Below are 19,887 nucleotides of genomic sequence, written 5' to 3' on the forward strand. Positions count from 1 at the left end.
AGGGGGCTAGAGAAAAGGGGACAGATTTATTTTCCTAGGTGCAGGCAAAGGGATAGGCGATGCCTTGAGTGGCGTCCTCAAGGACCTTGCCGGGCTGGCTGAGGGACTGGTCAAGCAGCCTGAGCGTACTACGACAGGAATACTGAATGAGCTGATGACCTCGGCCCGCGACCCGCAGGTGGTCGTCAAGTCGTTCCTGCAGGCCAAGCAGGATGCGCAAGTGCAATCACGGCTGCTGCGCCTGCAGGGCAAGCCCGAGGAAGCGGCAAGGTTCGAGATGCACTGGAAGATGCAGTTCTACATGAACTGCGTCGCGGTCAATCGGGTGGCCAAACTGGGGCAGGTTGCCAGGGCACTGGCGGCCAGCGAGGAGTCGGCGAAGGCGGGCACCATGGTCGGTGCGGGCGCTGCAGGTCGAGAGGTAGCCGGGCTACCTGCCTGGTATTACGATGCCAGTGGTGGTGGCGCCAATGTGGCCAAGCGGGATGGGTACCAGACCGTATTCAACAGCAGGACGGGCAGCTTTGAATACCTTGCTTTGGATGGGAAGCTGTACTTCGACACGGGGTCAGGGCTCAAGCCGAAGGTGGGGGGGATCTTGCTGAGCTGGCGGCGTCGGAAAGGGACATTATTATATCCAGGCCAAGCGTCGAAGGAACCGAAGTAGAGGCGCAGGAAAAGAGAAATACTTTAGAGTTTAGGGGGGCGGGCACAGCGACAAGCCAGTAGCGTACTACCGCAAACTCTGATGGAATCATGAGTATAAATCCAGGCTGTGCTGGCGAGCTTTGTGTCAGCGTCGGGAATGCAGATTATGCAACTTATTATTTGACAAATAAACGCCCTGATAGTTCTGTGGTGGTGTTTGATGTGGACGCTAAGCTTCATAAAGAAATAATAGAAAAGGCAGTTCCTCAAAGGCCGGTGCCAGGTATCCCACGGGACCCGTCAGCACCTAAGGTTGTGGACCCAAGTAAGCCGGGTACTGCGCTGGAACTACCGAGGATGTGGGAGGTGCTGCTTGAGAAGGGTTCAAGTAATGCCAGGGTCTACACACAGTCGGAGTTCTTGAAGGAGTTTAACAAATGATTTTTAGCCCGGAATTGTTAGAAGATCTCTGGAATGGTGAAAAAAGCATATGCTTATTCATTTTTGATGGGCGATTTTATTGGGTTCTGGATTATAAGTATAATTTTACTCTTGATGCCGAAAAAGATTATGCGGCTTATCTCAAGCGGGGTGATATAACTAAAGAGCAATATGTGCAGGCGTGTAGGGACTTTAGGGGAGGGGTGCTGAGGCTGACGTCAGATAATTTTTTGCAATATGTGAGTTGGCTTGAGACTGGCGTTTTGTTACGTGAGGATTTCGATGGAATTTTCGATATAGAGGGCTGTGATGTAAAAGTTTTGTTCGAAAAAATTGAGGATTACTATGTGTCAGGTGAAGGGCTGGAATCGGAGTCATACTATTATGCAGGGCAGGTAGTTGCAAGGCTGCCAATGTTTTATGTCAATTTTGACAGAAAGATCTACCTGCACATGGATGCGGGGAGATTTCATGAGGATCTTGTGTATCCTGGTTGGCATGCGAAGTGTTTGGATTTTAGCTTTTTGATACCGGACGCAGAGCGATACTGGATGAAGTTTGGCGATTTTTGGAAATTCAGGTTTTTGCAGTGAGGGTTAGAGAGAAAGAGGATGCAAGGGGCGATTTTTTATTCTGCTCTAATTTTTGGTGGCGTATGGCCAAGATGACGGCGAAGTCTAGTGCATAAGGCATTGGTGAGGGCGTCGAGCGCTGAAGGGGGCGTTGAAGTCAATTTTATTTGGCTCGGTGTTTAAATATTTAAAAGTTACCAAGTTGGTATTTTAGTGCAGTCCTCGAGTATGTTGAGTGCTACTAATAAGGTGGGCAAGGATTTTCCATGACGCGCGGAACTCTGTTTTCGTTGACCTGTTTACTCGCTGGCTGCTCCGGCTTCGATTCTGTCCCCTATCTTGAACCGACCCCGCCTGTCGACATGGCGTTGGTACGTGTAACCACTAACACTGATGTGCATGGCGACTCCGTCGCAGGTCAGTGCGTACCCAAGGCGAGGCACCTGATGGCCATGGCGGGGCGTGGGTTCGATGAGGTCAGCCCGGCTTATCCGGCATTTCCCAGACAGAGCACTTCGGTTGGCATGTCGCCCCCTGTGATGCCGTCGTTACCGGCTATCAGTGGTGTCCGGCAGGCGGCAGCCGGGCCTTACCAGCCCGTGATCACTGAGTATCGCGTCCCTGTATCGGTGCCGTTCATGTTCTCCACCAACCGGTCCGTTGCTGCTGACAGCAATATCAGCTCAGTGAGCTGCCCGGAACAGAGCAAGGTCTATCGACTGGAGGCAGGGCAGCAGTATGAGGTGACGGTGGGTATCGACACACCTTGGAACAGCAAGGGCACAGGGCAGTGGCGGTGTGTCTTCGAAGTACGCAAGCTGGTGCGCCTGGCAAACGTCGAACAGACCTTGCCGGTGCCTGTGCAAGGGAGCACTGCACCCGAGGAGAATTGTCGTGAATGACGTTCCCAGGCACCAGTGAGGACGTCGAGCATTGGAAGACGGTGTGTCGACACTAGAGTACGGAAAATAAATCTGTCCCCTTTTTCGACGAGTTGGTGCAAAAGGCGCAGCTGAGGTTGCTTCTATAGGCGGAAAAACCTGTGCATGCGCCAGAGCGAACTGGTGTCCCAGGGCGAAGTGCTGATCAACGCCATGGGCAAGATTCACGCGGATGACTGGATATCATGCTGGGCTGGCCTGCAGCGCAACAATGTAAGGTATGGTTTCGATGCCCGGCTAACGAAATTTCATGTGAGATGATAAGTGGCTAAATTTCTATGCAGGTGCACTCATGTAATTAGTCTGGTCAGATCTCCTGTTCCAGAGGAATTTACGCTGGTTCCAAATAAGCTTTTGTATGAGCTGGCGGAAAAGGCTGATAAAGGAAAGATTTCTTTTGAAGAGTTTTTCGAGCGTATAGATGCGGTGGCCAGAGGTGTTATTGTTTGCCCAGCTTGTGGGCGTGTTTGGATGACGAAGGATGGGGGAGGAGAGTATTGGCCCTATCTTGAGGAAAGGGAGTGACAGTGTTGCGCTGTTGGAGTGTCTGGCGACAAATGTAGGCTCAGAGTTATCGGGTTCTGGAGCTGCCAAGTTGCACGCGGCGCGACTTGAGAGGGTAGAGGATTTGAAAGTGGTATAAAAGGGAGGATCTATTTGTATTGTGTTGGTTTTGCTATCGTGCGTAAAGTTGTACGAAAAAAGGGATGGATTTAATTGTTTTGGTCTAAATCCTGATGTTGTATGGCCAAGACGGCGGCGAAGCCTAGTGCTTAGGCACCAGCGAGGACGGCAAACGTTGGAAACGGGACGCGTCAAAATTAGGGTGTGGAAAATAAATCTTTCCCATTTTGGGTCTGTCTTTCACCTCTTCGAGTTAAGGTATTTATGAAGCTGCCCGTGCTCTCTCACTTGCTGGGCTGTTACTTTCATCAGGACTGGCCAGAAGAATATTTCGACAGCGCTGAAGCGTTGCGCAACATGCTTGTGGATGAACCAAGGGAAATGCATGTAGCAGGCGTGCGAGAGATTGATGAGGTGCTGGGCTTCAATTTTTCTGAAAAGGCGCTTGAACATCTCTTGGTACAGGAGATAGGTTGCTTCTTTGCGCCAGATTCAGAAGGTCTAGATTATGCTGGTTGGCTGCGCAAGATACGGGAGGTGCTGGCTGATGGGCTCCCACAGTGCTGAGGACGGGAAGTTGGGGCGCAGCACGCCCGCTTTCACAGCGGTAATCCTGCCTTGCGAAACGGTTATGGATTAATTCTGTCGAACCCCTTTGTTTATGCTGGTGAAGATGGATAAGACAATATTGCCTTATATGATTCTGATCAAAGGGTGTTTGGATAGGGGATATTCGCTTGAGCACTTATCCGAATTATATTTTGAACGCTTCAAGCGCGAGCAGTCTCCTCTTTTAGAGGAGACCTATGGCGTGCTGGATAAGCTGTTCGGCGATCTTGATGCTTTTACGAAGAGTGAGCGTTTGCTTCAGAGCGATCCAGATTACTATCTTGGCGCAGAGCAAGTTCGCGATTGCATCTGGTGTGCATATGAAGCACTGAAGGGTTGTTGATGTTCATCTCGCCGGGGCCGCTTCGCAGCCCTTTCGCGGCACAAGGCCGCTCCTACAGGGCTTGGCGTGACAGGTGTGCCGGGGGCACCTGGTCTACCAGCCAGACACCGTTGTCCGCTTGATAGAACACTGCTCCCGCTGCGCACATGGCCTCGGTATCGACCGTGAGCAGCACCGGCTGACCATAGCGCTTGCCTACCGTCAACGCAGTCTGCGGATCCTCGCTCAGGTGCACATGATGACGGCTGCCCGGAATCAGGCCCTGTGCTTCGATGGAGGCCAGGAAGCGGCTGGCGGTGCCGTGATAGAGCAGGGCGGGTGGCGTCTTGGCGACATGGCGCACTTCGACCTGGTTGCTGCTGTGGCCCTGGGCGGCGCGGATGCGGCGGCCATCGTCGGAGAGGGTGAAACGGCGCTTGTCATTGGTCTCGACCACTTCACGCAGGGCGTGCAGGTCGAAGGCGTGACCTTGCCTGCCGGCGCCGTGGATCAGCGCATCGACATCGGCCCAGCCGTCGCGGTCGAGGGACAGGTCGATGGATTCGGGGGCGTGGCGCAGTACATAGCTGAGGAATTTGCTGAGGGCGTCGCGTTGTTTCTGGTTCACTGGAAAGGTCCTTTTCCATGGCTTCTGGTCGTTTGGGTCGGGGGCATTCTCCGGGTTTGGGGTGGGCTTCTCAAGTGTGTGCAATGACCTGTGGAAGCGAACTCCCACAGGTGCGTTTGTTACATCAACCCTGACGCAAAGCGTCGAGCAGCGTCTTCAGTTTGTCGCGGCCCTCGGCATCCAGCCCGAACACCGGCCGCCGTGGCTCGCCTACCGGCAACCCGGTCATCTCAAGGCCAGCCTTGATGGTCGCCGGCAAGCCGCCCTTGAGAATGAAGTCGAGCAACGGCAGCTGGCGGTAGAACAGCGCCTTGGCCTGTTCCAGCTCACCGCTCTGCACCGCCTGGTACAGCCGCAGGTTCAGTTCGGGAATCAGGTTGGCCGCCGCCGTGCACCAGCCCGTGGCACCGGCAACGAAGGCTTCCAGTGCCAGCGGGTTGCAGCCGTTGTAGAACGGCACTTGGCCCTCACCGAGCAGTTGCAGCTTGTGCATGCGCTGGATGTCGCCGGTGCTCTCCTTGACCATGGTCACGTTGTCGACTTCGCGCACGATTCGCAGGATCAGCTCCACCGGCATGTCGGTGCCGCTGGTGGCCGGGTTGTTGTAGAGCATGATCGGCAAATCGATGGCCGCGCCGATGGCGCGGTAGTGCTGGACGATCTCGGCTTCGCTGAGTTTCCAGTAGGCCGCCGGCAGCACCATCACCGCGTCGGCGCCGTGCTGCTGGGCGAAGCGGGCGCGGCGCACGGCGCCGGCGGTGGTCAGGTCGGAGACGCTGACGATGCTCGGCACGCGCTTGGCAATGCGCTCCAGGCTGTACTGGGCGACCTGCTGCCATTCGCTGTCGCTCAGATAAGCGCCTTCGCCAGTGCTGCCCAGCGGGGCGATGGCGTGGACGCCGCCTGCGATCAGGCGGTCGATGGACTGGCCCAGCGCGGGCAGGTCGAGCTGCTCGCCGTCGGCGCTGAACGGGGTGATGGTGTAGCCGATGATGCCGTGGAATTGATTAGTCATTGTGCAAGGCTCCGCAAGCAAGGCGTAAAGGGATCAGTTCAGGCAATCGGCGTGGCTGCGCAGGGCCTGCCGGGCGTAGTAGTTGAAGGCGGCGCCGTGGCGCTTGGGCCGGTCGATCCAGTCGTGGGCGTCGCGGCCCAGCTCCGGGGCGATTGGCTTGATTGTGCCGGCGGCCATCGCCAGCAGTTGCAGGCGCGCGGCGCGCTCGATCAGCTGGGCGTAGACGCAGGCCTGCTCGATGCTGGTGCCGGTGGACAGCTGGCCGTGGTGCGAGAGCAGGATGGCGCGCTTGTCGCCCAGGGCGGCGCTGATGATCTCGCCTTCTTCGTTACCCACTGGCACGCCCGGCCAGGCTTCGAGGAATGCGCAGTCTTCGTACAGCGGGCACAGGTCCATGTGCGAGACCTGCAGCGGCACTTCGAGCATCGACAGCGCGGCGACGTGGGTAGGGTGGGTGTGGATGATGCAGTTGACGTCGGGGCGGGCGCGGTACACCCAGCTGTGGAAGCGGTTGGCCGGGTTGGGCATGCCTTCGCCTTCCAGCACTTCGAGGTCTTCGTTGACCAGCAGCAGGTTGCTGGCGGTGATTTCGTCGAAGCCCAGGCCCAGTTGCTGGGTGTAGAAGGTGCCCGGTTGCGCGCCACGGGCGCTGATCTGCCCGGCCAGGCCCGAGTCGTGGCCGTTATCGAAGAGAATTCGGCAGGTCAGGGCCAGCTTTTCGCGCACAGTCCACGTATTATCGGCAAGCGAGCCTTGCATCTGTGTCAGTGCCTTTTGCACCAGCTGGTCTTTGCTGAGGGTAAGGGTATTGGCCATGGGGATCTTTCCTCTGTGGCGTGATGACGGATGTCAGGGCTGGCTCGCCCCCGAGCTTTGGACGGTGAGGGGGCGAACCATCAGATGACACAAATAATCCTATATGACACAAAGTGTCATGCGCAAGTGCGTTTGTTCGGGAAACCCGCTTCACATGTCTATCCGACTGAAACTGCTGAGAAAGAAACTGGGCATCACCCTTGAGCAGCTGGCCGAGAAATCCGGCATGACCAAGAGCTACCTGTCCAAGGTCGAGCGTGGCCTCAACACGCCGTCGATCGCTGCGGCGCTGAAGCTGGCGCGGGCGTTGAACGTCAATGTCGAGGAACTGTTCGATGGCGAGCATGATGGCCAGGCGCGCTACAGCCTGGTGCGCCGCGGCGAGCGCCAGGCGCTGGTGGGCGGTGGCGAGGGGCCGGGCTATGCGGTGCTGACCTCGCAAGTTGGCCAGCGCAGCCTGTTGCCGTTTCTGATCCAGCCGCCGACCGAGTTCAGCGACCCGACCTTCAAGGAACACGAGGGCGAGGAGTTCCTGTTCGTCCACGAAGGGCAGGTGGAGGTCGACTTCATGAGCGAGCGGGTGTTGCTGGAGGCCGGCGACGCCTTGCATTTCAATGCCCAGACCCCGCACCGCCTGCGTTCGGTCGGCGAGCGCCAGGCGCAGTTGCTGGTGGTGGTGCAGGGCGGCGAAGGGTAAGGGTGGGGCAATGATCGAGGTCTCGCGGTTCTGGCGTGATCCGGCATTGCCCTTCGTCGAGGCTCGTCTGGTCGGGGATGGCCGCCAGGTGTGCTACACCGCGCATTCCCACGCGAGCTTTTCCATCGGCGTGATCACCGGCGGGCGCAGCACTTACCTGACCGGTGATGCACGGCATGAGGTGGCCGTGGGGACCACGGTGCTCATGAATCCAGGGGTGGTGCACACCTGCAACCCCATCCAGGGCGAACCTTGGTCCTACCTGATGCTGTTCGTTGATTTGCCGTGGTTGCAGGCCCGAGGGTTCGAACTGCCGGCGGCGACATTGAGCACGTCGCCTGCGCTGTACGGGCGGTTGCTCGACCTGTTCGCCGGGCTGCTCGACAGCGAGGCGCTGGACAAGGCCGAGCGGCTGGCGACGTTCTTCGCAGAGCTGCCAGGTTATCTCGAGGGCGGCGCGGCGCGTCACCCACAGTCGCATCCACGCCTGGAAATGGCCGCCGCGTTCATTCGCGCCCACCGTCTGGATCCGCTGACACTTGAGGACATCTGCGCTGCGGCGGGCTTGTCACGGGCCTACCTGACCCGCGCATTCGGCAAGCGCTTCGGGCTATCGCCGCACGCCTACCTGCTCGACCAGCGGGTGCAGCATGCCCGGGCGCAGTTGCGCGCAGGCAGGGCCATCGCCGAGGTGGCGCTGGAAGCTGGCTTTGCCGACCAGGCGCATCTGCAGCGGGCTTTCAAGCGGCACCTGGCGACCACGCCGGGGCACTATCGCAATGCCTGAAAAGCACGTGGGAGCGGGCTTGCCCCGCGATAGGGCACGAACCGTCAACCTCCTACCATCAGGTACACCGCGCTCGCCACCAGCAACCCCGCCAGCACCCGATTGAGCAGACGCATCCGCCAAGGCTCGGCCAGGTACTGGCGGATCACGCTGCCGGCCCAGGCCCAACTGGCCACGGAGACGCAGCAGATCGGCCCGTAGATCCAGGTGAACAGCCACAACAGCTGCTGCTCGCCGCTGGTATAGGCGCCGATGCCGGCCACGGCCGCCAGCCAGGCCTTGGGGCTCAGCCACTGCATGGCCGCGCCGTGCCAGGCGCTTGGCGCCCGCTTGCCATCCTCGGCGCCCAGCGCGCCGTCGTCGCTGGCCAGCTTCCATGCCATGTACAGCAAAAACAGCACCCCGCCCCAATGCAACAGCTGCCCCAGCAACGACCAGCGCAGCAGCAGCTCATGCACGCCCAGCCCCACCAGCACCAGCAGCAGGCAGAAGCCCAGGGTGGCGCCGGCCGCATGCCCGATGCTGGCCCGCAGGCCATGGCGCGCGCCGCTGCCGAGGGCGACGATGTTGACCGGGCCGGGGGAGATGGAGGCGGCCAGGGCGAAGGCCGCCATGGACAGTGTCAGGCTCATCGGGCGTTTCCTTGTGGCGAGGATAGTGCGGCTATCCTGCCCGAGGCCGCGGCGCGGGTATTGAACAAAAATGCCCAAGGGGCCTATCAGCTGGAGGGTGTGCTGGCGTTGTCCTGGGTTTGCCGGGCTTGCTGCTGGGCGGGCGACTGGGCGTCACCCTTGGCGATCTGCTCGGCCTGCTGGCGTTGCAGCGCCCATTGGTCGCTGCGTTCCTTGAGGCGGTCGGCGCCGCCTTCGGCAAAGGCCGAGGTGGCCGAGATCGTTGCCAGCAGAGCGAGGGCACAGGTTAGGGTTTTCATCACTGGGGTCTCCATCGATTGACCTGAAAAACGGCCGCCAGGCGGCCGGGTTAAGGCAAGGATGGCCTGTGTGGATTTTCCCAGGATTAACACCCTGATCAGTTGGCCAGCAGTTGCTCGTGCACCCATCCGTGGTCCGTGAGCACCATGGCGCGGGTTTCCTCCAGCGGCTTGGCGGCACTGGCGGCCGCCTGGCCGAGACCGGCGATGCCGGCCTGGACCGCCGCGTCGCTGGCCCAGGTCGGCAGTTCGTTCACCTGGTAGCTGTAGCTCACCTGCGACTGCTTGCGCCCATCATGTTCGGTAGGCTTGCCGACGCTGTTGATGGCGGTGACCTGGGCCTTGCCGAAGCACAGCCCGCCGGTGCTGGCGCCGTTCGCTTTGCGCCCTGCATCGGCCTTGTAGTAGCGGCGGCCCTCGTCGGTGAGGTCGTAGGCGTAGTAGATGTCGGTGCGTGCCGGCTGCCACAGGCGCTCAGGGACTTCGGTACGGGCAACTTCCCGTTCGCTGACCACGCCGACCCGGGCCAGGGCGTGCAGGGCCTGGTTGGTTCCTTCGACATCGAAGTCACGGGTGCGGGTGGGGAAGGCGCTGATCACGAAACAGTGCGGGTACTGGCTGTCGAGGTAGGCTTGGGCAGCCTGGCGCAGGTCGGCTTCACGGGGCTGCTGGTTGTCCGAGCAGCCGACCAGGGTCGCCAGCAACGCCAGCGGTATGATCTTCCTGTCCATTGTAAGGCTTCCTTGTATTGCCAATTGCTGGGTGGAGCGCAGGCCAGGATTAGAACCCGCGGGCCAGAGCGGCCGCAATCGTGGCAAGTCGACATATCGCCCGTGCTGTGCGCTGTTTGGCAAAGCCTGCCTGTGGCACCGACTGGCGGCCAACCGGCAAACGGCGGGTGTTCAGCCATACTCTGCTGGTTCCGCCCCGGCGCCGTCGGGGCGACCTGAAGCGGGCAGAGGGGAGCAGGCGATGGCCAAGGGCAAGCGCAAGGGTGAGGTCGACGAGAAGCTTGGACGCAAGACCTACGAGGCGGAACTCAGGCGGCTGCATGTGGAGCTGGTCAAGCTCCAGCAGTGGGTGGTGGAGAAGGGCCTGAAGGTGTGCATCGTCTTCGAAGGCCGCGACGGCGCGGGCAAGGGTGGCACCATCAAGGCCATCACCGAGCGCGTCAGCCCGCGGGTGTTCCGCGTGGTGGCGCTGCCGGCGCCCACCGAGCGCGAGAAGACCCAGATGTACGCCCAGCGCTACCTGACCCACCTGCCGGCGGCCGGCGAGGTGGTGATCTTCGACCGCAGCTGGTACAACCGCGCCGGCGTGGAGCGGGTGATGGGCTTCTGCAGCGACGAGCAGGCCCACAAGTTCCTCACCGTGGTGCCGATGTTCGAGCGGATGATGGTCGAGTCGGGGATCATCCTCATCAAGTACTGGCTCGAGGTCAGTGCCGAGGAACAGACCCGCCGGCTGCAGGACCGCATCAGCGACGGGCGCAAGCTGTGGAAGCTGTCGCCGATGGACGTCAAGTCCTACAACCGCTGGGACGACTACACCCGCGCCCGCGACGACATGTTCGCCGCCTCCGATTCGTCCTGGGCGCCCTGGTACATGGCGCGCTCGGAGGACAAGCGCAAGGCACGGCTGAACATCATCAGCCACCTGCTGCAGCAGATCCCTTACAAGGACCTCAGCCGGGAGCACAAGGTGACACTGCCCAAGCGCGGCAAGATCGGCAAGTACAAGGCGCAGCCGTATCCGTTCAAGATGGTGGCGCAGCGCTTCTGAATTCGCCGTTTACTGTGCTTCCTGGGTATCGATGCTCACCACCACCGACATCCCCGGCCGCAGTTGCCTGGCCTCGGGCTGGTCGCCATCGACGGTGATCCGCACCGGGATGCGCTGGGCGATCTTGACGAAGTTGCCAGTGGCGTTGTCGGCCTGCAACAAGGCGAACTCGGAGCCAGTGGCCGGCGAGATCTGCTGCACGTGACCGCGCAGTTTCAGATGATCGAGCGCATCGACGGTGAAGGTCGCCGGCTGGCCGATGCGCACGTTGGCCATCTGCGTCTCCTTCAGGTTGGCGATGACCCACAGGGTGTCCGGCACCAATGCCATCAATTGCGCACCGGGGTTGACGTAGGCGCCCAGGCGGGTGCCGATCTGCCCCAGCTGGCCGTCGCGCGGCGCCTTGACCCGGGTGTTGTCCAGGTCGATGCGGGCCAGCTCCACGGCCGCCTTGGCGTTTTCCACCGAAGCTTCCAGCGCAGCGCGATTGACGACCACCGTTTCGCGGTCCTGGCGGGCGATTTCCAGTGCGGCCCTGGCCTGGGCCAGGCTGGCGACGGCGGCGGCCTGGCTGGCGCGGCTCAGGTCCAGTTCACGGCGTGATACCGAGCCGTCGCTTACCAGCGCCTGGTTGCGTTGCAGGTCGGCGCGGGCCTTGTCGGCCTGGGCGGCGGCGTCGGCGATCGCGGCCTGGCGCTGGGCAAGGGTGGCCTCGGCGCTGTTGCGCTGTTGCAGGTTGTTGGCCAGCGCCGCCTGTTGCTGCTTGAGCTGGGCAACGGCCTGGGCCAGGCGTTGGGTGTAGATGCGGTCGTCCAGGCGCACCAGCAGGTCGCCCTGTTTGACGAACTGGAAGTCGTGCACCGGCACCTCGACTATGTAGCCGCCCAACTGAGGGCCGATGATCGTCACCTGGCCGCGCACCAGCGCGTTCTCGGTGCTTTCGATGGCGCTGCTGAATGGCGGCAGGCGCCAGGCGTAGAGCACCAGCAGGATGCCGGCCAGGGCCACGGCGGCGAAGCTCAGCGATGACAGCAGGCGTACGCGCCGGGTACGCGCCGGGCTGGTCGGCTCGCTCGGGGGCGCGCTGCCTTCCGGGGTTTCGGCGATGGCGGTGGTGGTGGTCGTTGGCGTTTCCTGGGTCATCGGTTGGAGGCACCGCTGGTGGAGTGGGTATAGCGCAGGTACAGGCTGCGGATGAAGATCCAGATCATGGTCAGGATAGCGATGGCGCCGATCAGCATGAACACATCGTTGTAGGCCAGCACATTGGCCTCGCGGGTCGCGGCGTTGGCCAGCAGGCGCATGCCGGCCTCGTTGCGCAGCGCAGGGTCGGCCAGCACCCCGGCATAACCGGCGCCACCCCCCTGGACCCGGGCGCTGACCAGGGGTTCCAGAGCACTCAGGCGGTCCATCAGCTGGCTGGAGTGGAATTTCTCCCGCACCGTCTGGAAGGTGCCCAGCAGTGCCGAGCCGATCAGCCCGCCGAGGTTGTTGCAGATGCCGAACAGCACCGAGAAGCTCACCAGGTTGCGCGGGTTGGCGCGCACATGGCTGATGCCCAGCGCCATCGACGGGCCGACGAAGAAGGTGCTGCCGAAGGCCAGCAGGAACTGGCTGAGGTACATCTGTGCGGGGCGGGTCAGGTTGGTGGAGCCGCTGTCCATGAACGCGCCGGTGGCCATCGCGGCCAGGGAGATGAACAGCGGCAGTACCAGGTGCGTGGGGTTGATGGTCAACGCGCTGGTGGCAAGGCCGGTGATCGCGCCCAGCAGCATCACCGCGTACAGCGCGCGCATCTGCTCGTTGCCCATGTTCAGCGCCTGGAGGAAACCCACCGCGCCGGTGGACTGTTCGGAAATCACCATGCGGATCAGGATCACGCACAGTGCCAGGCGAATGATCGCGCCGCTGCCCAGCCAGCGGGTCATCAGCAACGGGTTGCTGCGGTTGTGCTCGATGGCCAGGCCCGAGAGGATCAGGGCAATGGCGCCGGCCAGGGCGACGCCGATCCACGGCGCGTCCAGCCACCAGTCGATACGCCCCAGCGACAGCGCCGCGCAGAGCAGGGCAGTGCCGCTGGCCATCAGGGTGAAGGTGAGAAAATCCAGCGGCTCGAAGGTCTTGAAGCGATCGCCCGGGGGCAGCTTGAGCAACAGCACGCAGCCCAGCGCGGCAAGAGCCAGGCCCAGCTCGAACAGGTACAGCCCGCGCCACTCGGCGATCTGCAGCAGGTCTTCGGAAAACACCCGGGCCAAGGGTACGGCCAACTGCGAGGCGCCCAGCCCGAGGACCATCGCCTTGAGCCGCCACTGCGCGGGGAAGGCCTGGATCATGTAGTAAAGCCCCAGCGAACTCAGCGCGGCACCGACCATGCCATGGGCGGCACGCACGGCGATGGCCGAGTTGAGGTCGTTGACGAACAGGTGGGCGAGGGTGACCAGCGCGTAGAGCACCAGGAACACTTCGGTGAAGGCGCGCAGGCCGAACTCCTGGCGAAACTTCACCAGCAACAGGTTCATCGACACGTTGGTCATCACGTAGGCCGCCGGCAGCCAGGCCATCTCCGCGCTGGTGGCACCAAGGGCGCCCTGCAGAAATGGCAGGTTGGCCACCACCAGGGCGTTGCCCAGGCCGCCGGTGATGGCCACCAGCAGACCGACCACGCCGAAGGCCAGGCGCTTGGCCGGGGCGTGCAGCGGTGTCGAGGGCGAACCGGGCAGGCTGGGCTTTTCGTGTGGCAGCCACTGGCGGGGGGCGTACTTGTCCATCGGGTTGTCCGTTACTGCGGGTGTTCAGACTCTACGTGAATGGCCGGGGGGATGAAAACAGGGCTCAGGCGTCGATCGGCAGGCGCATGGCGCACCGCTGGTCCAGGCCATGGGCCAGCTCGCTGGCGAGAATTGCGCGCAGGCGGGCGTCCAAGCGTGCCGCAGGGATGGGTTCGAAGCCGTAGCGCGCGTAGAACGGGGCATTCCAGGGGACATCGTCGAAGGTGGTCAGGGTCAGCCAGGCCAGGCCCTTGAGGCGAGCGGAATCCCGTGCCTGGTCCAGCAGGCGCCGGCCCAAGCCGCGGCCCTGGGCCTCTTGCCCCACGGACAGCTCATGGATATGCAAGGCGTCGTCGGCAATGCTGGCGCAGAGAAAACCCAGTACCTGACCCTGGTCATCCACGGCTACCCAGCTGCAACCTTCGCTCACGAATGCCAGGTGTTCGGCCTGGTCCATCACGTCGCTGTCGGCCAGCCAGGCGAGGTGCGGCAATTGCCGGAATGCCTGGGCGGCGGAGCGTTCCAAGGCAGGGAGCGCTGGAACATCATCGGTGAGAGTAGGGCGGACAGGCATGGGGGGCACAAGACCTTCAGGCACGGGCGTTGACGCGCAGTAACGTGCAGTTTGCCAGATCGACGCGGGAAGGTGTTGCAATGTAATTGTTATAACGTAACATTTACGTTCTTCCTCCCAGGCAGGACCCTCACCGTGATCCGCAGAAACCCCTCCGGCCACCTTCCGCAAATCGCCGAATCGGCCTATATCGACCACACCGCCATCATCTGCGGCAAGGTGATCATCCACGACAACGTGTTCGTCGGCCCTTATGCGGTAATCCGCGCCGACGAGGTGGACGCCAGCGGCGACATGCAGCCAATCGTCATCGGCGCCAATTCCAATATCCAGGATGGCGTGGTGATCCATTCCAAATCCGGCGCGGCGGTGCGCATCGGCCAGTACAGCTCGATCGCCCACCGCTCCATCGTCCACGGTCCGTGCGAAGTCGGTGACCGGGTGTTCATCGGCTTCAACAGCGTGCTGTTCAACTGCAAGGTCGGTGATGGCAGCGTGGTGCGGCACAACTCGGTGGTCGACGGCCGCGACTTGCCGCCGCGCTTCTACGTGCCGCCCACCGAGCACATCGGCCCGCATACCGACCTGGAGCGCTACCCGCCGGTCAGCGTGTCGGCCTCGGAGTTCTCCGAGGACGTGGCGCGCACCAATATCGACCTGGTCCAGGGCTACAAGGCCTTGCAGAACGAGTTCTGAGCATGGACACGCTATTGGTACGCAATGCCCGGCTGGTCAACGAGGGGCGTGAATTCGAAGCCGACCTGCTGGTGCGCCATGGGCGCATAGAACGGATCGCCGGCAGCCTCGACAACGCCAGGGCGGCACTGGAGATCGATGCCAAGGGCGCCTGGTTGCTGCCAGGGATGATCGATGACCAGGTGCATTTTCGCGAGCCGGGGGCGCCGCACAAGGGCAGTATCGCCAGCGAATCGCGGGCAGCGGTGGCCGGGGGTATCACCAGCTACATGGACATGCCCAACACCAACCCGCCGACGTTGACCCTGGAGGCGCTGGCCGACAAGAAGCGCCGGGCGGCGGCGGGCTCACGGGCCAACTATGGCTTTCACTTCGGCGTGAGCCGCGACAACCTCGATACCATTGCCGCCCTCGACCCCTGCGAAGTGGCCGGGATCAAGGTGTTCATGGGCGCGTCCACTGGCGACATGCTGGTGGACGATCCGCAGGTGCTGGAAAAACTCTTCGTCTATGCGCCGACCATCGTCCTGGCCCATTGCGAGCACACGCCGAGCATTCTGCAGAACGAGGGTTGGTGGCGGGCGCGCCACGGTGAGTTCATTCCTCCGGCCGCGCACCCGCTGATCCGCGATGCCGACGCCTGCTACCGCTCCTCGAGCCTGGCCGTGCAGCTGGCCCGGCGCTTCGGCACGCGCCTGCATGTGCTGCACCTGACCACGGTGCGCGAGCTGGCGTTGTTCACGCCCGGCCCGGTGAGCGGCAAGCGCATCACCGCTGAGGTGTGCCTGCACCACCTGCTGTTCGACGACAGCGACTACGCCAGCCTCGGCCATCTGATCAAGTGCAATCCGGCGATCAAGACCGGCACCGACCGCGACGCCTTGCGCAAGGCCCTGGCCCGCGACCGTATCGATGTGATTGGTACCGACCACGCGCCGCATACCCTGGAGGAAAAGCGCCGGGTCTATACCCGAGCGCCGTCTGGCCTGCCGCTGGTGCAGCATGCCCTTCCAGCGGCGCTGGAACTGGTCAGTGAAGGCGTGCTGAGCATGGCCCAGGTGGTGACCAAGACCAGCCATGCGGTGGCCGAGCTGTTCGCCATTCGCGAACGCGGTTTCCTGCGCGAGGGGTACTGGGCGGACTTCGCCATCGTCGAGCGCCTGGCCAGGCCACGGGCCGTGGCGGACGACCCGATCCTGGCGCGCTGCGGCTGGACGCCGTTCCAGCAGCGCGCTTTTCACCATGTGGTACGTAGCACGGTGGTATCGGGGCAACTGGCCTGGCACCAGGGCCAGGTGCGCGACCCGTGCCAGGGATTGCCCTTGATGTTCGACCGTTGATTGAGCCAGGGGCCGCTGCGCAGCCCCTGTGGGAGCTGGCTTGCCAGCGAAAGGGGCGCGACGCGCGCCCAGCATTTCGGAACCTAGCCATGACTGAAGAGCAATTGTTGCAACAACCTGCCGCCGCCTACATGAACGAGCCGCAGCGGCAATTCTTCCGTAACCTGCTGCTGGCCCAGCGCGGCGAGCTGCAGGTCCGTATCGAACAGGAGTTCCGCGCCCTGCGTGAGCAGGAGGTGCACAGCGACCTTGCCGACATCGGCAGCGCCGAAGAAGAGCGCCACTGGCAACTGCGCTCGCTGGAGCGGGAAAAGAAGCTGCTGGACAAGATCGACCAGGCGCTGGAGCGCCTGGTCCGGGGCGACTACGGCTGGTGCGAGGAAACCGGCGAGCCGATCGGCCTGCGCCGCTTGCTGCTGCGGCCCACCGCGACCTTGTGCGTCGAGGCCAAGGAGCGCCAGGAGCTGCGTGAGCGGCATGTGCGCGACAGCGTCTAGTCGATGTTCAGGCCCTGAGCCTGCAGCTGTAACTGCCAGCGCACCGAACTGACGCCTTTCTCCAGACTCACCCGGCCGACCAGGCGCTCCAGCTGGGTTGGCGCCTGGGGCGTGCCGAGCAGTTCGGCGCGTACTTCCAGGCGCGTCGGGTCGGCCAGGTCCTCGCTGTGCAGCGACTGCAGGCGCAGGCCCGGGTCGCTGAGGCTGTGCAGCATCAGGCTGCGCACCTGGATCTCGTCCTCGGCGCGGCAGACGATGCGTACCTCGTAGCGCTGCTCGACTTCGCTCGCCGGCAGCACGTCCTGGCGGTCGAGGCGCTGGGCGAGATCGCGCAGCAGGATATTGGCGCACAGCACCACCAGGCTGCCCAGCGATGCCTCAAGCAACAGCCCAAGGCTGCACAGCACGCCGACCGCGGCGGTGCACCAGAGGGTGGCGGCGGTGTTCAGGCCACGCACGTTGAAGCCGTCGCGCATGATCACGCCACCGCCGAGAAAGCCGATGCCCGATACCACATAGGCGGCGATGCGCGAGGCATCGGTGGGCGCCATGCCCGGTACGGCCTGGGTCATCAGCACGAACAGGCAGGCGCCGGTGCTGACCAGGGCGTTGGTGCGCAGGCCCGTCAGGCGCTGGCGCAGTTGACGCTCGGCGCCGATCAGGGCACCGAGCAGCAGGGCCACGCTGACGCGCAGCAGGAAGATTTTCCAATCCATAGCGAACTCCGTTCTGCGGGCGATGGCCCGCATGGGCGCCGGCTTGAGACGGCGCGATTGCAAACGAGGAATGCGCAGGACCACGCGCCATGCCGGGGGCAGCGCTGGGAAGCAAGGAGGAATGTTCAGCCAGGGAGGGCCGAAGGAAACCACCGTCTACCGAGTACGGCGAGACAGTGGCAGGAACGCTGCCGGACTAGCTCGCCGTGTGGGCCTGTCGCAATCGACTGGGGCTACTGTCCAATGCAGGGGACTCCTGTGTAAGGGATGCTTGAATGCGCGGCGGACCATACGCCTCGACCCGCGTGGGGTCAAGGCATGAATCATGACAATCCTGTTACGGCAGGCGCTGGCAGACGTAGGCCTGGGTGCGGTAAGGGAAGGCGATGCGCTCACGGCCCTTGAGGTCCGGATGGTTGTCGATCAGCGCTTGCAACCGGCCCATGACCTCGTCTTGTTCGGCCTGGGGCAGGGCGGCGATGAAGCTCACCGAGCGCAGGCGTTCGAGAATCACGGTCTGTGGATCACCCTCATGGGCATGGGGCAGGGTGGTCAGCTGCGGGGTGCTGAAGCGGCTGCCGGCGAGGGCTTCGCGCCAACGCCCGGTGTGAAAACGTGGCGTGTCACCCTCGTAGGGGGTGATGATTTCGGTGATCCGCGCCACCCAGTCCACTGTTTCGTCGCGCACGTTCCAGATCAGTCCCAGGCGGCCGCCGGGGGCCAGCACCCGGTGCATCTCCGCCAGGGCGGCGGCATCGGCGAACCAGTGGAAGGCCTGGGCGCAGACCAGCACCTGCTGGCTGGCCTCGGCCAGCGGGATGTGCTGTGCCGTGCCCTCGAGCACGGGGATGTCGGGCAGCCGTTCGTGGAAGCGTGCGCGCATGGCGGCCACCGGTTCCACTGCTGTCAGGCGCGGTGCCAGCGCGTTGAGCAGGCGGGTGAACTTGCCGGTGCCGGCGCCCAGATCGAGCACCGGGGTACCGGCGCCGATGCCCAGGGTGTCGCGTAACCAGTCCTGCAAGGCGACGGGGTAGTCAGGCCGACCTTGCTCGTAGTTGCCCGACTGGCGGGTGTAGCCGGTGCTGGCCGAGGCGTGTACATCCTTCATGGAAAATCCCTCTGAATGACCTGGCGGCAATGGTACGCTTGCGCCTTTCGTTGCCAAACCCCCCGGACCGATACATGTTGTTCAATCTCGCCGTGCTGTTCGGCACCCTGGTGGCCATGGAGGGCGTCGGCACGCTGGCCCACAAGTACGTCATGCACGGCTGGGGCTGGTGGCTGCACCGCTCGCACCACGAGCCGCAACTGGGCATGCTGGAAACCAACGACCTCTACCTGCTGGCGCTCGGGCTTATCGCCGCTGCCCTGGTGATGCTGGGCAAGGCCGGGCATGCGCCGCTGCAATGGGTGGGTGGCGGCGTGGCGGGCTATGGGCTGGCCTACGTGCTGGCGCATGACGGATTCTTCCACCGCCATTGGCCGAGGGCGCCGAAACCGGTCAACCGCTACCTCAAGCGTCTGTACCGGGCCCATCGCCTGCACCATGCGGTGAAGGGCCGCCAGGGCAGCGTGTCGTTCGGGTTCTTCTATGCGCCGCCGTTGCGGGTGTTGAAGCAGCAGCTGAAACGGCGACGGGGTTGATCGATCGGCGCCTCTGCGCACCGTTGGCGACATAGCGGACACGGCTCATTGCACTGGCAGGAAATTCATCAACAACAGGCTTTGCGCGTAGTTCAGGCCGATCCGTCGATAGCGCTCGTCAAGCATCTGCGCCAGCAGGTCGAGGCGGGCGACGACCTTGCCGAACTCCACCGCGAAGCTGAGGTTGCTGCCTTGCTCGGAGATTTCGTTGGAAAACAGCAGGAGCACGCCATTGGCATCCTGGCGCTGGCCGAGCATCCAGGTGGCCTTCTCGATGTTGCGCGCGGCATTGTGGATGAACAACGGGTCGAGGGTGTCGGTCATGTAGAACTCGGTGCGCCCGCCGTGGGCGGTGACCAGCATGCTGCCGATGGCGTAGATGAAGGCGCCTACCCGGTCGCCGCGAAACTCCGGGCTCAGGGCGTAGCTCAAGGCCGCCAGGTCGCGGCGCTCGCCCAACTGCGCCAGGGGCTGGCGCTGTTCGATGGCGATGCGGATCTGCCGTGCCGCGGTGGTGGCGTCGAGGTAGCCCGATTGCCGCCACTGGTTGGGGTTGCGTAGGTACAGCTTGTTCATCAGCAGGTACAGGCTTTGCAGGTTGTCGCGCATGGCCAGGGTGGCCATGCGGTCGACGCTGGTCTGGAACAGCTCGTCGGGTTTGCCGTTGCCGAACTGGGTGAGCATGTCGCGGCCCTGCTGTTGGGTGCAGGCGACCAGGCACGCCAGGCTGCTGGCCATCAGCAGTAGGCGAGGAAACGGAAAGCGTCTTCGTACGGCCATCGGCACCGGTTGCAAAAGGCGGTCCCACCGGGGATCGGTGGGACCTGGCCATGCATAGA

Annotated in this window: 26 protein-coding genes; 14 read left to right on the forward strand and 12 right to left on the reverse strand. The window is 62.8% G+C overall.

Going from position 1 to position 19,887, the window contains the following annotated elements; all coding sequences use genetic code 11:
- Positions 1-64: 64 nt before the first annotated feature.
- The 7 genes from CCOS191_RS12430 to CCOS191_RS12450 all read left to right on the forward strand — a co-directional run bounded on the left by CCOS191_RS12430 (position 65) and on the right by CCOS191_RS12450 (position 4,178).
- Positions 65-667, forward strand: coding sequence for a hypothetical protein (locus tag CCOS191_RS12430; RefSeq protein ID WP_046855465.1), 603 nt, complete (start codon positions 65-67; stop codon positions 665-667).
- An 89-nt stretch (positions 668-756) separates the two neighbouring features.
- Complete coding sequence (locus tag CCOS191_RS27925; protein WP_156177552.1) at positions 757-1,089, forward strand: hypothetical protein; 333 nt, start codon at positions 757-759, stop codon at positions 1,087-1,089.
- On the forward strand, positions 1,086-1,682 hold the full coding sequence (locus CCOS191_RS12435) for a hypothetical protein (RefSeq protein WP_046855466.1): 597 nt from the start codon (positions 1,086-1,088) through the stop codon (positions 1,680-1,682). Before CCOS191_RS27925 ends, CCOS191_RS12435 begins: the two co-directional genes overlap by 4 nt.
- A gap of 245 nt (positions 1,683-1,927) precedes the next feature.
- The gene (locus CCOS191_RS12440; RefSeq protein WP_052752604.1) at positions 1,928-2,563 is read left to right on the forward strand and encodes a hypothetical protein; all 636 of its coding nucleotides are present in this window, start codon (positions 1,928-1,930) and stop codon (positions 2,561-2,563) included.
- Between the two features lie 144 nt (positions 2,564-2,707).
- The gene (locus CCOS191_RS27930) at positions 2,708-2,863 is read left to right on the forward strand and encodes a hypothetical protein (protein ID WP_156177554.1); all 156 of its coding nucleotides are present in this window, start codon (positions 2,708-2,710) and stop codon (positions 2,861-2,863) included.
- Between the two features lie 627 nt (positions 2,864-3,490).
- A complete protein-coding gene (locus CCOS191_RS27935; protein WP_156177556.1) occupies positions 3,491-3,793 on the forward strand; it encodes a contact-dependent growth inhibition system immunity protein in 303 nt (100 codons plus the stop codon).
- Positions 3,794-3,887: 94 nt separating this feature from the next.
- Positions 3,888-4,178, forward strand: a complete 291-nt coding sequence (locus CCOS191_RS12450) for a hypothetical protein (RefSeq protein WP_046855468.1) — start codon at positions 3,888-3,890, stop codon at positions 4,176-4,178.
- Between the two features lie 52 nt (positions 4,179-4,230).
- Here CCOS191_RS12450 and CCOS191_RS12455 read toward each other — a convergent pair whose 3' ends face one another.
- The 3 genes from CCOS191_RS12455 to CCOS191_RS12465 all read right to left on the reverse strand — a co-directional run bounded on the left by CCOS191_RS12455 (position 4,231) and on the right by CCOS191_RS12465 (position 6,616).
- On the reverse strand, positions 4,231-4,785 hold the full coding sequence (locus tag CCOS191_RS12455) for an RNA 2'-phosphotransferase (RefSeq protein WP_046855469.1): 555 nt from the start codon (positions 4,783-4,785) through the stop codon (positions 4,231-4,233).
- Between the two features lie 124 nt (positions 4,786-4,909).
- A complete protein-coding gene (locus tag CCOS191_RS12460) occupies positions 4,910-5,800 on the reverse strand; it encodes a dihydrodipicolinate synthase family protein (RefSeq protein ID WP_046855470.1) in 891 nt (296 codons plus the stop codon).
- Positions 5,801-5,833: 33 nt separating this feature from the next.
- Entirely contained in the window at positions 5,834-6,616 is a 783-nt protein-coding gene (locus CCOS191_RS12465) for an aldolase (protein ID WP_046855471.1), read from the reverse strand.
- Between the two features lie 154 nt (positions 6,617-6,770).
- On the opposite strand from CCOS191_RS12465, the gene CCOS191_RS12470 reads away from it, so the two are divergent.
- Together CCOS191_RS12470 and CCOS191_RS12475 are read left to right on the forward strand one after the other, a co-directional pair.
- Complete coding sequence (locus CCOS191_RS12470; RefSeq protein WP_038706211.1) at positions 6,771-7,313, forward strand: helix-turn-helix domain-containing protein; 543 nt, start codon at positions 6,771-6,773, stop codon at positions 7,311-7,313.
- Between the two features lie 10 nt (positions 7,314-7,323).
- Positions 7,324-8,100, forward strand: a complete 777-nt coding sequence (locus CCOS191_RS12475; protein ID WP_046855472.1) for a helix-turn-helix transcriptional regulator — start codon at positions 7,324-7,326, stop codon at positions 8,098-8,100.
- 44 nt (positions 8,101-8,144) lie between these two features.
- Here CCOS191_RS12475 and CCOS191_RS12480 read toward each other — a convergent pair whose 3' ends face one another.
- From CCOS191_RS12480 to CCOS191_RS12490, 3 genes are all read right to left on the reverse strand, one after another.
- Entirely contained in the window at positions 8,145-8,732 is a 588-nt protein-coding gene (locus CCOS191_RS12480) for a LysE family translocator (protein ID WP_046855473.1), read from the reverse strand.
- A gap of 86 nt (positions 8,733-8,818) precedes the next feature.
- On the reverse strand, positions 8,819-9,031 hold the full coding sequence (locus tag CCOS191_RS12485) for a hypothetical protein (protein WP_046855474.1): 213 nt from the start codon (positions 9,029-9,031) through the stop codon (positions 8,819-8,821).
- Positions 9,032-9,129: 98 nt separating this feature from the next.
- A complete protein-coding gene (locus CCOS191_RS12490; RefSeq protein WP_046855475.1) occupies positions 9,130-9,762 on the reverse strand; it encodes a hypothetical protein in 633 nt (210 codons plus the stop codon).
- Positions 9,763-10,003: 241 nt separating this feature from the next.
- On the opposite strand from CCOS191_RS12490, the gene ppk2 reads away from it, so the two are divergent.
- Positions 10,004-10,813: a polyphosphate kinase 2 gene (ppk2, locus tag CCOS191_RS12495; RefSeq protein ID WP_046855476.1), complete on the forward strand. Its 810-nt coding sequence runs from the start codon at positions 10,004-10,006 to the stop codon at positions 10,811-10,813.
- A gap of 9 nt (positions 10,814-10,822) precedes the next feature.
- On the opposite strand, the gene CCOS191_RS12500 is transcribed toward ppk2, so the two are convergent.
- The 3 genes from CCOS191_RS12500 to CCOS191_RS12510 all read right to left on the reverse strand — a co-directional run bounded on the left by CCOS191_RS12500 (position 10,823) and on the right by CCOS191_RS12510 (position 14,155).
- Entirely contained in the window at positions 10,823-11,956 is a 1,134-nt protein-coding gene (locus CCOS191_RS12500; RefSeq protein ID WP_046855477.1) for an HlyD family secretion protein, read from the reverse strand.
- Positions 11,953-13,581 (reverse strand): MFS transporter, encoded by a 1,629-nt coding sequence (locus tag CCOS191_RS12505; RefSeq protein ID WP_046855478.1) that lies wholly within the window; start codon positions 13,579-13,581, stop codon positions 11,953-11,955. The genes CCOS191_RS12500 and CCOS191_RS12505 overlap by 4 nt, the downstream gene beginning before the upstream one ends.
- Positions 13,582-13,645: 64 nt before the next feature.
- Complete coding sequence (locus tag CCOS191_RS12510; RefSeq protein WP_046855479.1) at positions 13,646-14,155, reverse strand: GNAT family N-acetyltransferase; 510 nt, start codon at positions 14,153-14,155, stop codon at positions 13,646-13,648.
- Between the two features lie 135 nt (positions 14,156-14,290).
- On the opposite strand from CCOS191_RS12510, the gene CCOS191_RS12515 reads away from it, so the two are divergent.
- From CCOS191_RS12515 to dksA, 3 genes are all read left to right on the forward strand, one after another.
- Complete coding sequence (locus CCOS191_RS12515) at positions 14,291-14,851, forward strand: gamma carbonic anhydrase family protein (RefSeq protein WP_046855480.1); 561 nt, start codon at positions 14,291-14,293, stop codon at positions 14,849-14,851.
- Between the two features lie 2 nt (positions 14,852-14,853).
- Positions 14,854-16,191, forward strand: a complete 1,338-nt coding sequence (locus tag CCOS191_RS12520; RefSeq protein WP_046855481.1) for a dihydroorotase — start codon at positions 14,854-14,856, stop codon at positions 16,189-16,191.
- Positions 16,192-16,280: 89 nt separating this feature from the next.
- Positions 16,281-16,688 carry an RNA polymerase-binding protein DksA gene (gene dksA / locus CCOS191_RS12525; protein ID WP_046855482.1) on the forward strand — a complete coding sequence of 136 codons (408 nt, stop codon included), beginning with the start codon at positions 16,281-16,283 and terminating at the stop codon, positions 16,686-16,688.
- Here dksA and CCOS191_RS12530 read toward each other — a convergent pair.
- Both CCOS191_RS12530 and CCOS191_RS12535 read right to left on the reverse strand, forming a co-directional pair.
- Positions 16,685-17,404 (reverse strand): MgtC/SapB family protein, encoded by a 720-nt coding sequence (locus tag CCOS191_RS12530; RefSeq protein ID WP_046855483.1) that lies wholly within the window; start codon positions 17,402-17,404, stop codon positions 16,685-16,687. The genes dksA and CCOS191_RS12530 overlap by 4 nt on opposite strands.
- Positions 17,405-17,741: 337 nt before the next feature.
- Complete coding sequence (locus CCOS191_RS12535; RefSeq protein WP_046855484.1) at positions 17,742-18,512, reverse strand: class I SAM-dependent methyltransferase; 771 nt, start codon at positions 18,510-18,512, stop codon at positions 17,742-17,744.
- A 74-nt stretch (positions 18,513-18,586) separates the two neighbouring features.
- Between CCOS191_RS12535 and CCOS191_RS12540 the strand changes: the two genes are divergently transcribed.
- Positions 18,587-19,048 (forward strand): sterol desaturase family protein, encoded by a 462-nt coding sequence (locus CCOS191_RS12540; protein ID WP_023631094.1) that lies wholly within the window; start codon positions 18,587-18,589, stop codon positions 19,046-19,048.
- A 45-nt stretch (positions 19,049-19,093) separates the two neighbouring features.
- Here CCOS191_RS12540 and CCOS191_RS12545 read toward each other — a convergent pair whose 3' ends face one another.
- On the reverse strand, positions 19,094-19,786 hold the full coding sequence (locus tag CCOS191_RS12545; protein WP_231867490.1) for a hypothetical protein: 693 nt from the start codon (positions 19,784-19,786) through the stop codon (positions 19,094-19,096).
- Between the last annotated feature and the right edge of the window lie 101 nt (positions 19,787-19,887).

The sequence above is a fragment of the Pseudomonas sp. CCOS 191 genome (assembly GCF_001007005.1).
In the GTDB taxonomy this organism is placed as follows: Bacteria; Pseudomonadota; Gammaproteobacteria; order Pseudomonadales; family Pseudomonadaceae; genus Aquipseudomonas; species Aquipseudomonas soli.

Bases quoted from the DNA above. Each gene is read 5' to 3' on its own strand.
- CCOS191_RS27925 (WP_156177552.1), top strand. From the start codon at position 757: ATGAGTATAAATCCAGGCTGTGCTGGCGAGCTTTGTGTCAGCGTCGGG.
- CCOS191_RS12435 (WP_046855466.1), top strand. From the start codon at position 1,086: ATGATTTTTAGCCCGGAATTGTTAGAAGATCTCTGGAATGGTGAAAAA.
- CCOS191_RS12440 (WP_052752604.1), top strand. From the start codon at position 1,928: ATGACGCGCGGAACTCTGTTTTCGTTGACCTGTTTACTCGCTGGCTGC.
- CCOS191_RS27930 (WP_156177554.1), top strand. From the start codon at position 2,708: ATGCGCCAGAGCGAACTGGTGTCCCAGGGCGAAGTGCTGATCAACGCC.
- CCOS191_RS27935 (WP_156177556.1), top strand. From the start codon at position 3,491: ATGAAGCTGCCCGTGCTCTCTCACTTGCTGGGCTGTTACTTTCATCAG.
- CCOS191_RS12450 (WP_046855468.1), top strand. From the start codon at position 3,888: ATGCTGGTGAAGATGGATAAGACAATATTGCCTTATATGATTCTGATC.
- CCOS191_RS12460 (WP_046855470.1), bottom strand. From the start codon at position 5,800: ATGACTAATCAATTCCACGGCATCATCGGCTACACCATCACCCCGTTC.
- CCOS191_RS12465 (WP_046855471.1), bottom strand. From the start codon at position 6,616: ATGGCCAATACCCTTACCCTCAGCAAAGACCAGCTGGTGCAAAAGGCA.
- CCOS191_RS12470 (WP_038706211.1), top strand. From the start codon at position 6,771: ATGTCTATCCGACTGAAACTGCTGAGAAAGAAACTGGGCATCACCCTT.
- CCOS191_RS12475 (WP_046855472.1), top strand. From the start codon at position 7,324: ATGATCGAGGTCTCGCGGTTCTGGCGTGATCCGGCATTGCCCTTCGTC.
- CCOS191_RS12480 (WP_046855473.1), bottom strand. From the start codon at position 8,732: ATGAGCCTGACACTGTCCATGGCGGCCTTCGCCCTGGCCGCCTCCATC.
- CCOS191_RS12485 (WP_046855474.1), bottom strand. From the start codon at position 9,031: ATGAAAACCCTAACCTGTGCCCTCGCTCTGCTGGCAACGATCTCGGCC.
- CCOS191_RS12490 (WP_046855475.1), bottom strand. From the start codon at position 9,762: ATGGACAGGAAGATCATACCGCTGGCGTTGCTGGCGACCCTGGTCGGC.
- ppk2 (WP_046855476.1), top strand. From the start codon at position 10,004: ATGGCCAAGGGCAAGCGCAAGGGTGAGGTCGACGAGAAGCTTGGACGC.
- CCOS191_RS12500 (WP_046855477.1), bottom strand. From the start codon at position 11,956: ATGACCCAGGAAACGCCAACGACCACCACCACCGCCATCGCCGAAACC.
- CCOS191_RS12505 (WP_046855478.1), bottom strand. From the start codon at position 13,581: ATGGACAAGTACGCCCCCCGCCAGTGGCTGCCACACGAAAAGCCCAGC.
- CCOS191_RS12510 (WP_046855479.1), bottom strand. From the start codon at position 14,155: ATGCCTGTCCGCCCTACTCTCACCGATGATGTTCCAGCGCTCCCTGCC.
- CCOS191_RS12520 (WP_046855481.1), top strand. From the start codon at position 14,854: ATGGACACGCTATTGGTACGCAATGCCCGGCTGGTCAACGAGGGGCGT.
- dksA (WP_046855482.1), top strand. From the start codon at position 16,281: ATGACTGAAGAGCAATTGTTGCAACAACCTGCCGCCGCCTACATGAAC.
- CCOS191_RS12530 (WP_046855483.1), bottom strand. From the start codon at position 17,404: ATGGATTGGAAAATCTTCCTGCTGCGCGTCAGCGTGGCCCTGCTGCTC.
- CCOS191_RS12535 (WP_046855484.1), bottom strand. From the start codon at position 18,512: ATGAAGGATGTACACGCCTCGGCCAGCACCGGCTACACCCGCCAGTCG.
- CCOS191_RS12540 (WP_023631094.1), top strand. From the start codon at position 18,587: ATGTTGTTCAATCTCGCCGTGCTGTTCGGCACCCTGGTGGCCATGGAG.
- CCOS191_RS12545 (WP_231867490.1), bottom strand. From the start codon at position 19,786: ATGGCCAGCAGCCTGGCGTGCCTGGTCGCCTGCACCCAACAGCAGGGC.